The organism is Acinetobacter sp. YH12072 (assembly GCF_013419565.1).
Taxonomy (GTDB): Bacteria; Pseudomonadota; Gammaproteobacteria; order Pseudomonadales; family Moraxellaceae; genus Acinetobacter.
Window position 1 is genome coordinate 1 of the sequence record NZ_VOZV01000049.1, and the last position, 13,778, is coordinate 13,778.

Genomic DNA, 13,778 nt, shown 5'->3' on the forward strand with positions numbered 1-13,778 from the left:
ACAAGCATCGTCATTTTATTATGGTCAGCCTCAGGGTGAAGTGTGTCTAATCAACAGGGTTTTCGGTCTCTAAGTACTTTTTAAAGGGAACATCATCGACTCAAATCTCTATTTGCAACAGTGCCGTACATTCCATGGATCGTTTTGCTCGAAGCTTAAAAGATTTAGTCACTGAAGTAGATAAACTGGTCAAACGAGGAATTGCCATCCAGTTCGTAAAAGAAAATATTACTTTCACTGCTCAATCTACCCCGATGGATAATTTGATGCTGCAATTGATGGGCGCTTTTGCACAGTTCGAACGTGAGATCATTTTAGAGCGTCAAAAAGAAGGAATAAAACTGGCCTCTGCTCAAGGAAAGTACAAAGGGCGTGTACATAAATTGAAACCTGAACAGGCTGAAGCTTTAAGACAAGAATGGAAGGAAGGAAAGTACCCTTCAAAAATGGCATTAGGCCAGGCATTTGGAATTAGTCGCCAGGCGGTATACCGCTATTTAAAAGCAAGTGAGTAACTCAATTAAAATGGAAAATATTCGAAATTTTCTTGAAGATAATCAAGTCAAAATCTACTTCTGTACCATCTTTATCGGAGTTATTTTTGGATTAACCATCAGTGGAGCGACGATTTTAGAAAGTTTGATTAACCCTGCACTGGCATTAATGTTATTTGCTACTTTTTACAAGTACCTATTGCAGAAATTGGCAAGGCATTAAAAAATTTACGTTTTATTTCTGCATTACTTATTACTAACTTTATTGCCTTACCTTTAATTACGGCAGGTCTAATACAATTTTTACCTGAAAACCCACTTATTCGTTTAGCTGTACTTTTTGTTCTACTAGCACCGTGTATTGATTATGTGATTACTTTCACCCATGTTGGGAAAGGTAATGCAAGATTATTACTTGCGATGACACCTGTATTATTGCTTATCCAAATGATCTTACTATCAATTTATCTTGGTGTACTCCTCGGAGAAGAGGTAGCTCAGCTTGTTGAAATTGGTCCTTTTGTCCATGCGTTTGTATGGTTCATTGTTGCACCCTTAGCAATGGCAGCTATAGTTCAGTTCATTGGGAATAGAAATGAACAAGCAGAAAAAGTGGCTGAAAGCCTAAACTTATTTCCTGTACCTGCCACAGCCCTAGTTTTGTTTATCGTCCTAGCATCAGTTATGCCTCAAATTGGGCTTGCAAAAAGTGCAGCTCTTCAAGCTTTACCAATTTATATTTCTTTTACCATTATTGCTCCATTCGTGGGTTGGATAATTGCTCGTATTTTTCGATTAGAATCTGGCTCTGCTAGTGCTGTGTCCTTTTCAGCATCATATAGAAATTCATTTGTTATTCTTCCATTAGCTTTTGCAATTCCGGGAAGTATGCCCATAATTCCTGCTGTAATCTTGACTCAGACTATCGTTGAACTATGCTTTTTACCAATCTATATTCGTCTGATACCTCGACTATTCAAAACCTAGAGATTTAAACATTTAAGTAGTTGTTATAGTTAGATAAAAGTATTCAGAAGCCCACGCTTACATCGAGTAATTTAATAAAGGGGGGGGAGCTAGCTCCCCCCCTCTTTTATTCATTTGCTAATTAAAACTTACTCGCAACTTGATAGGTGATGAATGAAAAGATGTAGGCTAATGCAAACAAATAAGTTGCCATAACGACAGGCTGTTTCCAGCTACCTGTTTCTCGTCTAATTGTTGCTAACGTGGCAAGACAATGTGGAGCAAAAATAAACCATACCAATAATGATAAACCTGTGGCTAACCCCCATCCATCCGGGCCTGAAATTTGACTTAACAGACTTTGAGTTACTGTATCTTCATCACCTGACATCGCATAAATCACCCCAAGAGCAGCAATTACAACTTCCCTTGCTGCCATAGCAGGAATGAGTGCAATACATATTTCCCATGTAAACCCAATAGGCGCAAATATAGGATGAATTAAATGTCCTAACTGACCAGCTAAACTATAGTTAATGGCCGGCATGCTTGCATTATCTGGTGGTTGAGGGAACGTGACTAGCACCCATAACAAGATAGACAGTGCGACGATAATGCCACCAACTCGTTTTAAGAAAATAGTTGCCCTATCATATAAGCCTAATGCAATATTTCTAATATCTGGAATTCGGTATGTGGGAAGTTCAAAAATAAAAATACTTTCAGTTTTATCTTTTCGAACCAATTTCAGAAACACTGAAACTAATAACGCTGAGACTATTCCCGACATATAAAGACCAAAAAGGACTAATCCTTGCAGACTTAACCAGCCGTAGATTAATTGGTTCGGAATAAATGCCGCGATCAATAAAGCATATACTGGCAATCTTGCTGAACAGGTCATCAAGGGTGCAATCATAATTGTTGCTAATCGGTCCCGTTCAGAGCTGATACTTCTGGTTGCCATAATTCCGGGAATCGCACAAGCAAAACTGGATAGCAGAGGAATAAATGAACGGCCGCTAAGCCCGGCTTTAGACATTAATTTATCTAAAAGAAATGCTGCCCGGGGTAAATAGCCTGACTCTTCAAGCATTAAAATGAAGAAGAATAAAATCAAAATCTGAGGCATATATGCAAGCACGCTACCTGCACCAGCAATTACCCCATCCACAACCAAGCTTTTTAATAGAGGATGTTGGATTAGTGGTCCAATAAAATCACTGAGCCATGCGACAAAATTTTCAATGAATTCAATAAAAGGCGTTGCCCATATAAATACCGCCTGGAACATCACAAACATGGTTAAAGTTAAGATTACTAAACCCAATACAGGATGTAGAAAAATTTTATCTAGAAATGCGGTTCTTTTATCACCACTGTCATTATTTAAAATAACTTGTTTGGTGATTTGTTTGACCTGTTCAAAATGACTTAATTCAGAATGATAAGGAGTAATAAAAAGATTTTTTTGATCTAATTGATTAATTAAATCTTGAATTCCTTTTGTTTTAACTGCGACAGCTTCAACTACAGGGATACCTAACAGTTGAGACAGTTTATCCTTATCAATGGAAATACCACGCTTTTTGACCTCATCCATCATATTTAATACAAGAATCATAGGGCGATTTAGAGCACGAACTTCGAGAACCAAGCTCAAATGTAAGCTTAAATTTGTGGCATCTACAACGCATATAAAAATATCGGGTAGAATTTCACCTTTTAGCTCGCCCAAACAAACTGCCCTGGTGACTTCTTCATCTAAACTACTAGGTTTTAAACTGTAAGTTCCGGGTAAGTCCAATACTCGTATTGCATCACCAGAAGGTAATTTAAAAGAACCTTCTTTTCTTTCTACGGTAACCCCAGCATAGTTGGCAACTTTTTGTCGCGTACCAGTAAGCGTATTAAATAAAGAGGTTTTTCCGCAATTTGGATTACCGACTAATGCAATGTTCTTAATCTTCATTGGATACTAACTCTACAAAAATTCTTTCAGCTTCATTCTTTCTTAATGCGAATCTTGAAGTTTCAATTTGAACTAAAACAGGATCTCCGCCAAAAACACCTTTAGTGAGTACTTGTAGAGTTTCACCCTCTCTAAAACCTAATAGTTGGAGCCGTTCCAATACGGGATCAGTGGTATGACTGTATTGATTACCTTTTTTGAGATCTCTAATTTTGACGATCTGATTTTGTTTAACTTGAAATAGATTCATTTTCGATACTCTTACTTCAAAGCCAAAATCTTTCGAGCACCATTAAGCACGAATAAAGAAACCAGGATGCCAATGATTAAGTCTGGGTAAGCTGATCCCGTCCACGCCACGAGTACACCGGCAAATATAACGCCCATATTTACGACAACGTCATTCGCCGAGAAAATCCAACTGGCTTTCATATGTGCGCCATCTTCTCGATGACCAGAAATAAGATATAAGCATGTCACGTTAGCTATAAGTGCGAGCAGGCCAATAACAATCATGAGCGTTGATTCTGGCTCGCTTCCAAACATGAATCGTCTAATGACATCAATAATCACGATGACAGCAAGTAATAACTGAATCCAACCTGCGAAATGGGCTGCTTTCACTTGATATTTCGCAGCTTTTCCGACGGCATATAGCGCAATACCATAAACGGCTGCATCGGCAAACATATCTAGAGAATCAGCAATCAATCCTGTAGACGCAGCAATAATTCCGCTGATGAATTCTATAAAGAAAAGTAGAGCATTAATGCCTAATAACAGTTTAAGTACTTTAGCTTGTCTCACAGGATCAGGTTCATTAGGTATATCGCCTGAAGAAAGCTGTGTTTCATCAAGTTTCGCCCCAAAACCCAGTCCTTCAAGTTTGGCCGTAATTTGCTGACTCCCTTCATTATGGAAGACTTTCAGTTTTCGATTGGGAAGATCAAAAGTAAGACCTTTAACTGCTTCAATATCTGCAAGAGCCATACGGACCATTTGCTCTTCAGCAGAGCAATCCATTTTAGGAATGGTATAGGTACTTGTTTGCTTAGCCTGTTGATTGCTTATATAAGTTTCAGTCTTCACAAGCTTTGCACCAAAACCCAAAGCTTCAAGTTTGGTAGTTATATTTTCATCTTTTTGATTATGTAGAACCTTTAAAGACCGGTTAGGTAAATCAAAGATGAGTTTTTGAACACCATCAATTGAAGATAGCGCCATACGAACCATCTGTTCTTCCGCAGAACAATCCATTTTGGGAACTAAGTATTCACTCATGTAGTGCGAATCTTTTAAAACGTCTTCAGTGCTTAAATTTTCTTTGGGATCAGAACCACAACAGGATTGAGCGGTATCTTCACAACTGTTTGAAGTGTTACAGCAAGGAGATGAAGATTTTTCTTCTTCCTCTTCACCACAACAGCTAGGCGTATTATCACAATTCTTTGAATTGCTTGCTTCTGCAATTGATGGATGATTTTCTTGTTGAGATTTCTTATCTTCGCATGGTGTTTCTTTACTACATCCACAGCCACTCATAGTTATACCCATTAAAAAAATTTATAAACTTTGAATATTAGAATCCCTATAGTTACTATAGAGTCAAGATTTTTTGGAAATACCAACTCAATGCATTTAAAAATTGGTGAACTCTCTAAAAAAACCTCATGTTCAGTATTAACAATTAGGTTTTATGAAAAGGAAGGTTTAATTCCGGAACCCGAAAGAACGGAAGGAAATTACCGCCTTTACGATATAGGCTATGTTGAGCGAATTAAGTTTATTTTGAATTGCCGAACTTTAAATATGAGTTTGAATGAAATTCGTCAATTACTCACCTATAAAGATAATCCCAAGAAAAATTGTTCAGATGTGAATGAATTAATTGACTTACATGTCAGTGCTATCAGAGAAAATATAATCAAGCAACAAAAGCTTATTGAACAATTATCTGATTTAAGAGGTACTTGTGATGGTTTATGTACAATTGACCAATGTGGAGTTCTAAAAAATCTAGCTTGATTATCTAGACCTATGCTTTTTTCAAAAATTCTGTATATCTTTACTTAAGGCTGCAAAAAGTTTAAGGTTACTCAAATTCTGTGATCAGATCTTTGATAGATCTGGACAGCTTCTTATTGGTGTTTTAAATACAGATTTGTGTATGAAGAGAAAAACATTTCTAATCCAGATATTGGTACTCTTATTCACATTCCAGAATATTTGGAGTGTGGCAGAGGCTGCTTGTCTGCATGAAATGCCAAACATACCCAATTCAATACTCTCTAATCCAATCGATTTAGACGAAAAGAGTGATAGTCCTCGTCAAGCACTTTATTCCCTAGAAAACTATAAAGAAATCTATGACTATTGTCAGAAGGTTTGTTTTAACGAAAAGTGCAGTCATTTCTCAAATACAATCGTGATTCAGATTGACCCACCCGATGATCTGAAGCTTAAAGCTAATTTTGAGACCGGCATTACCCCAACTTATTTGGGAATAACTTTTTATAAACCCCCTTATCTGGATCAATTAACCCCGCCTCCCGATTTGCCCCTACTATTGGTGGGGTAGTCTTATAAAAGCCCACCACTCCTAATTTCATTATGCGTGGGGCATTTTCATGTCAAAAAACAAATTACATCAGGATACCTCCATCCTGAATTTATCCTGGTCAGCCTTAGGTAGCGGTATCTTGCTATCTGCAATGATCAGCTTCAGTACTTCCGTAGTCGCCAGTACTCAAGATTTAACGCTGCAGCAAGCTATTGAGCAGGTTAACCAATATCAAGCGTCCCAAAATTTCTGGGAAACGCAAAACAGCATTAATGCCACGAATCTTCAGCAAAGTAAGCTGTTTAAAAATCCTGAACTGTCAGTTGAACAAACGGGATTTGGTTCAAATAATGAAAAAGAGCTTACCATTGGCATATCACAACCCTTGGATATTTTTGGTGAGCGAAGAGCAAACCAAAAATTAGCCAGTCTCTCTACAGATAAAACAGCGCTGAAACAGAAGATTTATCAAGCACAAATTGAGCTTGCAGTGAAATATGTATGGTCACAACTGGCCATTGCTGAACTTGAAAAAAACATTGTCAATGAACAACTTCGGGTGAGCCAAGAAAACCTTCAAGCAATCGAAAAGCGCTTTAATGCAGGCAGTATTGCCCAAGTAGATGTAAATCGCGCACGTTTAAGCCATGCTGAAAATATCCGTCTTTTTAGACAGGCAGACTTACAGGTACAAGTGGCCACCCAACAATTATCAAATTTATGGGGTACGTCTGATAAGTCATTGCAGGTAAACCTCTCTTCACAAAAGCTCTGGCCAAAATCGACTCATGAACAGGTTCAAGAATATTTAGCGGAAAACTACGTTGAGAAATATCGAGCTTTACTGGTATTAGAGTCTCAAGCAACGGTTGATCAACTAAGGGCAAAGGCACGTCCTAACCCCACTTTAAACCTAGGTGTCAACCGCACCCAATCCTTGGAAAACTCCACACAAAATCAATTAGTAGTCGGAGTCAGTGTACCGCTTAATATTTTCGATCGTCAGCAAAATGGCATAAAAATCGCGCAAGAAAAAATGAACTTATTAGAGCGTCAGAAAGAGTTTTATCTGAAGCAAAATGCGCTGCAAATAGGCACAATTTTAACCGAGTTGCAGGGTTTAGAGCTGCAATTCAAAGTCGTTGACGAGACTCAAATTCCTTTGGCGACTCAAGTTCAAAGTAAGACGCTACAAGGTTTCTTGGCAGGCAAGTTTGCTTTAACCGATGTTCAGCAAGCCACGCTTCAATTACAAGACATCCGTCTGCGTAAAGTCCAGTTGTTACGGGATGGCTGGCAAAAGGCCATTGAAGCAGAAAGTTTGAGCTTAGGCATTAGCCCAAGTGAAGTCATGTCGAAAGATGCTATTGCACAAATCAATCAAAACTTATGGCAAGACATACAGGCCATGCCTGTCATTGGTGGGGGAAATTAACATGTTCGATCTTAAAAACAGCTTAAAAAAACAGAGCGGAAAAATCTCTCAACCTCTACTGATTAGTTTGGTTATCGGCGCTACCGTACTCCTCAGTATTTTTTTGATCTTAACTGGTAAGAATAAATCGGAAACATCAGATGAACATGCAGAGGAAGAAAGCGGAGAAGAACATGGCGGTGAAACCGAAGAGCATGCAGAAGGTGTGAGCCTGACTGCCAAGCAACTGGTGGAACAGGGCATACAATTATCAGCGGTCGATCAAGGCCCGGTGGTTAAATTAAGTTCTTATCCTGCCAAACTCAATGTGAATACGGATCAGCAAGCGCACGTCTCACCGAGTTTTAGTGGTCATGTAGAAAATGTCTATGTAGAACTCGGTCAAAAAGTTCAGAAAGGACAGCCTTTGGCTGCGTTGCTTGTTCCTGATCTAGTTGATCAGCAGGCCAATCTTAAAATTGAACAAACCAACCTTGAACTGGCGAAACAAGACTATGATCGTGAGCGTCAGCTTTGGTCACAGGGCATTTCAGCAAAACAGGACTATCAACGTGCTTATAACAGCTATAAACGGGCACAAATTCAGGTTCAAGCGGCCCAATCACGTTTAAGTGCATTTGGTGCAGTGAATGCCAGTAACGGACGCTATATTTTGAAAGCTCCCATTTCTGGCGTGATCAGTAAAAAGGATTTGGTTCTCGGGGAAAATGTTCAGTTAGCCGATCAACTCTTTACGATAGACCGGTTAGATCAACTCTGGCTTGAGTTTATTGTTCCAAATTCTGAAATTATGGGCTTAGCCCCGAATCAAAAGATCGAATTTAAATCCTTGCAAACAGAAAAGGTTTATCAAGCTGTTATTCAGACTTTAAATACTGAAGCGGATATTCAAACAGGTCGTCTTCAGGTGCGAGCAAAAGTTGAATCGAATGCAACCGAATTACGTCCAAACTTGATGGTGAACGTACAGTTGCAACAACGGAGTGAAAGTACCGCATTACGGGTACTTAAGTCCGCAGTTCAGAATGTCGATGGAAAAGATGTGGTTTTTGTCGCCACTCAGCATGGACAAAAAGTTGAATTCAGTCCGCAACCTGTGAAATTAGGGCAATCATCTGGGGAGAGCCAATGGATTGAAGTGGTGAGTGGGCTTAGGCAGGGACAAAAATATGCCGCTCAAGGCAGTTTTTTACTGAAATCCGAGCTGGAAAAAGGAGAGGCTTCACATGAGCACTGAAACTCCTCAAATTCCAGACCACGAATCGGTAAAACCTGAAGGACTGTTTGATCGACTGATCCAGTTTTCTATCCATAACGCAATCTGGGTCATGCTGTTTATTGCGGCTTGGATTGCTATTGGTATTTATAGTTATCAAAAGTTACCGATTGATGCTGTACCAGATATTACCAATACTCAGGTGCAGATTAACACTTCAGCCAATGGTTTTACGGCTTTAGAAATGGAACAGCGGATTACATATCCAATCGAGAATGCCATGTCAGGCATGCCGAAAATGGAACAAACCCGTTCTATTTCACGCTACGGCTTATCGCAAGTGACCATCATTTTTGAAGATGGCACGGATATTTACTGGGCCAGACAGCTTATCAACCAGCGCTTGCAAGAAGCAATGGGAGAAATGCCTGAAGATGTGCAACCTAACATGTCGCCTATTTCGACAGGTTTAGGTGAAATCTATCAATGGGTGATTAAAGCCGAACCAAATGCTAAAAAGCCGGATGGAACCCCTTATTCGGCGATGGATTTACGTGAAATTCAGGATTGGATTGTAAGACCGCAATTACAGCGCGTAAAAGGCGTTGCGGAGATCAACAGTATCGGTGGCTTTAATAAAACCTATGTGGTTGCCCCTGATCTGAACCGATTGCAACAATTGCAAATTCCTTTGTCTGATTTACAAACTGCCTTAACAGAGAATAATGAAAACCGTGGTGCTGGCTATATTGAGAAAAATGGACAACAGCTAACGGTTCGTGTTCCCGGCACTTTAAACACGATTGAAGATATCCAGAACATCAGTATTACCAATAAAAACGGCTATCCTATTCGGGTGGCAGATGTCGCCAATGTCTCAATTGGTCATGACTTAAGAACAGGGGCTGCAACCTATAATGGTGAAGAAACTGTATTGGGTATTGCCATGATGATGATGGGAGAAAATAGCCGTACCGTTGCTCAAGCCATTGATGAAAAGGTGCAATCGATCCAGCAATCGCTACCTAAAGGTGTGGTGATTGAGACTGTGTATGACCGTACGCATTTGGTTGATCGGGCGATCAAAACCGTTCAGAAAAATTTGATTGAGGGTGCAATCCTCGTCATTGTTATTTTATTTCTCTTTCTAGGTAATTTCCGTGCTGCGCTGATCACGGCTTGCGTTATTCCACTGTCAATGCTGTTTACCTTGACGGGAATGGCAGAGCAGAAGATTAGTGCAAATCTGATGAGTTTAGGGGCACTGGACTTCGGTATTATTATTGATGGTGCAGTGGTTATTGTAGAAAACTGTATCCGTCGGCTAGCAGAAGCTCAGAAGCTGAAAGGTGGTTTACTTAGCCGTTCTGAAAGATTTAAAGAAGTCTTCTTGGCTGCAAAACAGGCGCGTCGTCCTCTCATCTTTGGACAGTTAATTATTTTGGTAGTTTATCTACCTATCTTTACCCTGACGGGTGTAGAAGCCAAACTTTTCCATCCTATGGCAATGACGGTTGTACTGGCTTTAATTGGGGCCATGATTTTATCTGTCACTTTTGTGCCAGCCGCAGTTGCCCTATTTGTCACTGGAGAAGTCAAGGAAACCGAAAGTCGCTGGATGCATTGGCTTAAAACTAAATATGAATTGCTTTTAGATAGAGCCTATGAGCTTCGTTTATTTGTGACTATTGTGGCTGCCTGTATTTTAGTGCTTACGGGTGTGCTAGCTACTCAAACAGGTAGCGAGTTTGCACCTCAACTGGGTGAAGGTGATTTTGCTGTTCAGCAAATGCGTTCCCCAAGTACAGGGTTAGAACAGTCACTGAGAATGCAGGAAAATACTGAAAAGTTACTGTTGAAAGAATTTCCTGAAATTAAAGCAATCTTTGCCCGTACCGGTACAGCAGAAGTGGCCACAGATGTCATGCCACCCAACATTTCAGATGGCGTGGTACTGTTAAAACCTCATGATGAATGGCCTGATCCAAAACAAACGATTGATGAGCTTCGCCAAAGAATGATTACTTTCTTAGCGACATTGCCGGGAAATAACAGTGAGTTCTCGCAACCCATTGAACTGCGTTTTAACGAGTTAATTTCAGGGGTGCGAAGTGATGTGGGTGTCAAGTTATTTGGCGATGATATGGAAATTCTGAATCGTGAAGCGAATAAGATTTCTCAGAAAATTAAATCAATTTCAGGCGCGACAGCCGTTAATGTAGAGCAAACCAGCGGCTTACCCTTGTTGAATGTAGAAGTTGATAAGTCCAGAGCAGCACAATACGGCTTGTCGGTAAGAGCAATTCAGGATCTGGTGGCGACAAGTGTCGGTGGTCAAAATGTTGGAACCATTCTACAGGGAGACAAGCGTTTTGATTTTGTTATCCGTCTAGATGAATCCCAGCGTAGTCCCGAGCAGTTAGCGCTACTTCCTGTTCAATTGCCAAATGGTGGTTTAGTCCAACTGCAAGATGTTGCACGCGTTGAAAATATCCTGGGTATTAATCAGGTCAGCCGTGAAAATGGTAAACGTCGGGTGGTTATTACTGCAAATGTAGAAGGACGCGATTTAGGCTCATTCGTAACAGAACTTCAGAGCACGTTATCCAAACAGGAATTACCAAGCGGTTATTGGATAGATTATGGCGGTCAATTTCAAAATCTGATGTCTGCAAAAGCGCGTATGCAATTGGTGGTTCCGCTCGCATTGTTGACGATCTTTATTTTATTGATGGCTGTATTCCATAATATCAAAGAAAGCTTACTGGTCTTTAGTGGTGTCCCGTTTGCCTTATGTGGAGGCTTAATCGCGTTGTGGTTGCGTGACATTCCATTATCCATGTCAGCAGGGGTTGGCTTCATTGCACTATCGGGGGTGGCTGTACTGAATGGCTTAGTCATGCTCACCTTTATCAAAGAGTTGCGACAGCAATATGACCTTTATTATGCAACGTGGCAGGGTGCAATTTTGCGTCTTAGACCTGTGCTGATGACCGCTTGTGTGGCGTCCCTTGGGTTTGTCCCGATGGCTTTGGCAACCGGAACTGGGGCAGAAGTACAGAGACCTTTAGCAACAGTGGTTATTGGAGGAATTATCTCCTCTACCCTGCTTACATTGGTTTTATTGCCCGTACTGTACCGCTGGATGAATGAAAAGAAAGTTTCTTAATCCAATAGATTAGTCGATTTACAGCAGAGATATTGGCTGTTATCCAATATCTCTGCTCATCATAAATAGAATAAGGAAAATATTTTATGTCAGAACATCATGATCATAGCCATGCGGTTGTTACTGAAGAAAATAGTAAGAAGTTAATGGTTGCCTTAGGTTTAACGACTACTTTTTTAATAGTAGAAGTTGTCGCTGCTTTTATTACCCAAAGTTTGGCTTTGTTATCTGATGCAGCTCATATGTTTACTGATGTAGCCGCTTTAGCTATTGCTCTTGCCGCTATCAAAATTGGTAAAAAAGCCGCAGATGATAAAAGAACTTTTGGCTATCAGCGATTTGAAATTTTAGCGGCTCTGTTTAATGCGGTGATGCTTTTTGTGGTAGCAATATATATTGTATATGAAGCTTATCAACGTTTTACGAACCCTGCTGAAATTCAAAGTGTTGAAATGATGATTGTCGCGGTCATTGGTTTGGTCGTAAATTTGATTTCAATGAAAATCCTTTCTGCTAGTGCTGAAGGAAGTCTAAATATAAAAGGTGCATATTTAGAAGTTCTTAGTGATGCTCTAGGATCGATAGGCGTGATTATCGGAGGAATAGTTATTTATTTTACCCAGTGGATGTGGGTTGATACCGTAATCGCTGTGTTAATTGGCTTCTGGGTCTTACCTCGAACTTGGATTTTATTAAAACAAAGTATTAATATTCTGCTTGAAGGAGTTCCTGATGAGATTGATATTGAGTCGTTAAGAAATGATTTATTGAAGCTAGAGGGCGTTGAAGGGATTCATCAGTTGAAAGTCTGGGCTATATCCTCAAAAAATATTCATTTAACTGCTCATTTGGTTGCTCCGAATAGCAATACAGATCAACTCTATCAAAAGGCCTTAGAAGTTCTAAAACATAATCATAATATTACTGAAATTACGTTACAAATAGAAAGTAAGGAATGTAATACATTGGAACAGCATAAACATTAAAGTGCTGCTCTTTCTACATAATGGACAGATGACTAGGCTGATAAACCTTACCATTTTCCTGTATTACACTTCTATTTATCACACGCACTTTAAACACCATCCTGAGACATTTTAAAATTACAAGAATGTAATTTATGAGTCCTCTGGGTGTTAATTCTTTAAAGTTAGAATATCTAACAAGTATTAAATGAGAGTAAATAAACATGCTATTCAAAAATAAATTTTGTACTAAATTACTGTTAATTAGTGCATTCTTTAGTATCGCAAGTTTTAGTTATGCAGATGGCGGCTTGTTATTTCTTGAAAAGAATTTAAAAGCTTCTAAAGTTGAAAATTCTAAACAAAAACAAGTTAAAAATAATGAATCAAATGAATCAAATGAATCAAATGAATAGTTGGGTTGCATAAATAAATCAATTAGACTTATTCATTCAGCAATATAATTCCTGAATGAATAAGTTTATAACTAAAACCGGCTTTGTTGCATAAACATTCAAAAGCTGAGTTTTCCCCAATCCATTCAAATTTAAGTGACAACTTGGGTGTGAGGTCTACCTAATTCCGTAAATCTATTCAGAACTGCCACACGCGCATGAACTTCATTGACCTGACTTTGAAAATGTCTTGCCGTCAGCTTATCTCCTAATAATTTGATGCAATGCATCTTGGTTTCCACCAAACTGCGACGGTGATAGCCCGACCATTTTTTCCATAGGGTTCTGCCTAAATGCTTAACCGTTTGAAGTAACTCATTTCGTTCTATTGAACTGATTTTAGAATCTTTCCAGGGCTTGGCATTCTTCCTGGGTGGAATTACGGCACTGTTGCAAATAACCACGAATGGTAAGCTGAAGGGCACTGTTGCAAATAACCACGAATGGTAAGCTGAAGACTGTTTTAGCTAAAGGTGCAGCATATGAATCCTTTCCATGGTCGGCATTTTCAGGGCGAAATCATTCTTTGGGCTGTGCGCTGGTATT

General features: G+C 39.4%; 11 protein-coding genes and 2 pseudogenes. 9 read left to right on the forward strand and 4 right to left on the reverse strand.

Annotated elements, in window-relative coordinates; all coding sequences use genetic code 11:
* Positions 1 to 125 precede the first annotated feature (125 nt).
* A pseudogene (locus tag FTU19_RS14755) lies at positions 126 to 515 on the forward strand (recombinase family protein); the annotation flags it as partial.
* A 186-nt stretch (positions 516 to 701) separates the two neighbouring features.
* The gene (locus FTU19_RS14760) at positions 702 to 1,481 is read left to right on the forward strand and encodes an arsenic resistance protein (RefSeq protein ID WP_368856420.1); all 780 of its coding nucleotides are present in this window, start codon (positions 702 to 704) and stop codon (positions 1,479 to 1,481) included.
* 121 nt (positions 1,482 to 1,602) lie between these two features.
* On the opposite strand, the gene FTU19_RS14765 is transcribed toward FTU19_RS14760, so the two are convergent.
* Genes FTU19_RS14765 through FTU19_RS14775 form a run of 3 tightly spaced genes read right to left on the reverse strand, consistent with a single transcriptional unit; the run spans position 1,603 to position 4,974 of the window.
* Complete coding sequence (locus FTU19_RS14765; protein ID WP_131274712.1) at positions 1,603 to 3,432, reverse strand: ferrous iron transporter B; 1,830 nt, start codon at positions 3,430 to 3,432, stop codon at positions 1,603 to 1,605.
* Complete coding sequence (locus FTU19_RS14770; protein WP_004281857.1) at positions 3,422 to 3,682, reverse strand: FeoA family protein; 261 nt, start codon at positions 3,680 to 3,682, stop codon at positions 3,422 to 3,424. Before FTU19_RS14770 ends, FTU19_RS14765 begins: the two co-directional genes overlap by 11 nt.
* A gap of 11 nt (positions 3,683 to 3,693) precedes the next feature.
* Positions 3,694 to 4,974: a cation transporter gene (locus FTU19_RS14775; protein ID WP_010117221.1), complete on the reverse strand. Its 1,281-nt coding sequence runs from the start codon at positions 4,972 to 4,974 to the stop codon at positions 3,694 to 3,696.
* A gap of 90 nt (positions 4,975 to 5,064) precedes the next feature.
* Here FTU19_RS14775 and cadR point away from each other — a divergent pair, with 90 nt between their 5' ends.
* The 7 genes from cadR to FTU19_RS14810 all read left to right on the forward strand — a co-directional run bounded on the left by cadR (position 5,065) and on the right by FTU19_RS14810 (position 13,193).
* Positions 5,065 to 5,457 (forward strand): Cd(II)/Pb(II)-responsive transcriptional regulator, encoded by a 393-nt coding sequence (gene cadR, locus FTU19_RS14780; protein WP_004281856.1) that lies wholly within the window; start codon positions 5,065 to 5,067, stop codon positions 5,455 to 5,457.
* A gap of 142 nt (positions 5,458 to 5,599) precedes the next feature.
* Positions 5,600 to 6,010, forward strand: coding sequence for a hypothetical protein (locus tag FTU19_RS14785; protein ID WP_004733191.1), 411 nt, complete (start codon positions 5,600 to 5,602; stop codon positions 6,008 to 6,010).
* A 49-nt stretch (positions 6,011 to 6,059) separates the two neighbouring features.
* Positions 6,060 to 7,427, forward strand: coding sequence for a TolC family protein (locus tag FTU19_RS14790; protein ID WP_004281854.1), 1,368 nt, complete (start codon positions 6,060 to 6,062; stop codon positions 7,425 to 7,427).
* Position 7,428: 1 nt separating this feature from the next.
* Positions 7,429 to 8,664 (forward strand): efflux RND transporter periplasmic adaptor subunit, encoded by a 1,236-nt coding sequence (locus tag FTU19_RS14795; RefSeq protein WP_180131772.1) that lies wholly within the window; start codon positions 7,429 to 7,431, stop codon positions 8,662 to 8,664.
* The gene (locus tag FTU19_RS14800) at positions 8,654 to 11,812 is read left to right on the forward strand and encodes an efflux RND transporter permease subunit (RefSeq protein WP_166139607.1); all 3,159 of its coding nucleotides are present in this window, start codon (positions 8,654 to 8,656) and stop codon (positions 11,810 to 11,812) included. The genes FTU19_RS14795 and FTU19_RS14800 overlap by 11 nt, the downstream gene beginning before the upstream one ends.
* Positions 11,813 to 11,898: 86 nt before the next feature.
* Positions 11,899 to 12,798 carry a cation diffusion facilitator family transporter gene (locus FTU19_RS14805; protein ID WP_004733183.1) on the forward strand — a complete coding sequence of 300 codons (900 nt, stop codon included), beginning with the start codon at positions 11,899 to 11,901 and terminating at the stop codon, positions 12,796 to 12,798.
* Between the two features lie 203 nt (positions 12,799 to 13,001).
* Positions 13,002 to 13,193 (forward strand): hypothetical protein, encoded by a 192-nt coding sequence (locus FTU19_RS14810; protein WP_004812236.1) that lies wholly within the window; start codon positions 13,002 to 13,004, stop codon positions 13,191 to 13,193.
* A gap of 131 nt (positions 13,194 to 13,324) precedes the next feature.
* On the opposite strand, the pseudogene FTU19_RS14815 reads toward FTU19_RS14810, so the two are convergent.
* Positions 13,325 to 13,618 (reverse strand): annotated as a pseudogene (locus FTU19_RS14815) (IS5/IS1182 family transposase); the annotation flags it as partial.
* Between the last annotated feature and the right edge of the window lie 160 nt (positions 13,619 to 13,778).

What these genes read in the sequence shown, in the direction of transcription:
- FTU19_RS14765 (WP_131274712.1), bottom strand. Translation starts at nt 3,432, where the DNA reads ATGAAGATTAAGAACATTGCATTAGTCGGTAATCCAAATTGCGGAAAA.
- FTU19_RS14770 (WP_004281857.1), bottom strand. Translation starts at nt 3,682, where the DNA reads ATGAATCTATTTCAAGTTAAACAAAATCAGATCGTCAAAATTAGAGAT.
- FTU19_RS14775 (WP_010117221.1), bottom strand. Translation starts at nt 4,974, where the DNA reads ATGAGTGGCTGTGGATGTAGTAAAGAAACACCATGCGAAGATAAGAAA.
- cadR (WP_004281856.1), top strand. Translation starts at nt 5,065, where the DNA reads ATGCATTTAAAAATTGGTGAACTCTCTAAAAAAACCTCATGTTCAGTA.
- FTU19_RS14785 (WP_004733191.1), top strand. Translation starts at nt 5,600, where the DNA reads ATGAAGAGAAAAACATTTCTAATCCAGATATTGGTACTCTTATTCACA.
- FTU19_RS14790 (WP_004281854.1), top strand. Translation starts at nt 6,060, where the DNA reads ATGTCAAAAAACAAATTACATCAGGATACCTCCATCCTGAATTTATCC.
- FTU19_RS14795 (WP_180131772.1), top strand. Translation starts at nt 7,429, where the DNA reads ATGTTCGATCTTAAAAACAGCTTAAAAAAACAGAGCGGAAAAATCTCT.
- FTU19_RS14800 (WP_166139607.1), top strand. Translation starts at nt 8,654, where the DNA reads ATGAGCACTGAAACTCCTCAAATTCCAGACCACGAATCGGTAAAACCT.
- FTU19_RS14805 (WP_004733183.1), top strand. Translation starts at nt 11,899, where the DNA reads ATGTCAGAACATCATGATCATAGCCATGCGGTTGTTACTGAAGAAAAT.
- FTU19_RS14810 (WP_004812236.1), top strand. Translation starts at nt 13,002, where the DNA reads ATGCTATTCAAAAATAAATTTTGTACTAAATTACTGTTAATTAGTGCA.